The sequence below is a fragment of the Phenylobacterium sp. genome, from assembly GCF_036821595.1.
In the GTDB taxonomy this organism is placed as follows: domain Bacteria; phylum Pseudomonadota; class Alphaproteobacteria; order Caulobacterales; family Caulobacteraceae; genus Phenylobacterium.
In genome coordinates this window covers 1-1,073 of sequence record NZ_DAISJG010000191.1, presented here as the reverse complement: position 1 = coordinate 1,073, position 1,073 = coordinate 1, and the positions used below count along the sequence as shown (strand labels likewise).

Genomic DNA, 1,073 nt, shown 5'->3' with positions numbered 1-1,073 from the left:
GCTCGGGGGCGAAGGCGGGGGCGTCCGGCCGTGCGGGCTCGGGCGGCTGGCCCATCTCGTCCCGGAAGCGGATGACCTTCAGCTCCAGCGCCAGCGTCTGGCGCAGGCCGCGGGCGACGCGTTGGAAGGCGGCGGCCAGTTTCGCCGCCTCGGCCGGGGTGTCCGCCTCCAGCGCCCGGTTCTGCAGGTCGCGCGCCAGCGTCAGGCTCATCGCCGCGAGCTCGGCCAGCATGGCCGAATGGCGGTCCTGGGCTGGGGCGTCGACGGACATGAACGTAACGGGAACATGGGTTCGCCGGAAAGGCAAATATTGGGTAGGGGAATTTTCAGGCGTCAGCCAGACGGGCGACAATAGCCCTCCTCCTCCCACCGGGCCTGCGATCACCACCATCCCTTCCTCCATCAAGGCGGAAGGGGTGCTCTTTGCCGTGAGCGCTGAACCTCCGGGCTTCCTCACCCCGCTCGCTCCGCGAGTCGACCCTCCCCATCAAGGGAGGGAGACGGGCGCCTGGCCGGTCAGACGATCCAGCCGGTTCCGAGGCTGGAGACCTGGACGTCCACGAGGATGACGAGGGCGCCGCCGCCGAGGTCGACGACGGCGTCGGCGCCGACCTGGCTGACGGTCCACGCCGCGCCGGGCAGGAGCAGGAGGCGGTCGCCCCCGGCGGCGTCGAAGTCGGTGATCCGGTCCTGGCCGGCGAAGACGTGGAAGGTGTCGGCTCCGGCGCCGCCGGTGAGGGTGTCGTCGCCGCGGTCGCCGGAGAGCCAGTCGTCGCCGGCCCCGCCGGAGATCCAGTCGTCGCCCTGGCCGCCGCGGACGATGTCGTTCCCTTCGCCGCCCTCCAGGCGGTCGGCGCCCTCGCCGCCCTGAACCGTGTCGGCGCCGTCGCCGGCGGCCACCGTGTCGTTCCCGAGGTCGCCGAACACCAGGTCGTCGCCCTCGTCGCCGGAGAGCCGGTCGTCGCCCTGGCCGCCGCGGACGGTGTCGTCGCCCACGCCGCCCGAGACGGTGTCGGCCCCCTGGTTGCCGTGCAGGTAGTCGGCGCCCTCGTCGCCGCGCACGACGTCGTCGC

At 73.2% G+C, this 1,073-nt stretch carries 2 protein-coding genes; both read right to left on the bottom strand.

The window, feature by feature from the left end:
- Positions 1-271, bottom strand: a 271-nt coding sequence (locus V7Z97_RS20540; RefSeq protein ID WP_334165496.1) for a hypothetical protein, incomplete at its 3' end; no start/stop codon positions are given.
- 245 nt (positions 272-516) lie between these two features.
- Positions 517-1,073, bottom strand: a 557-nt coding sequence (locus V7Z97_RS20535; RefSeq protein WP_334165495.1) for a calcium-binding protein, incomplete at its 5' end; no start/stop codon positions are given.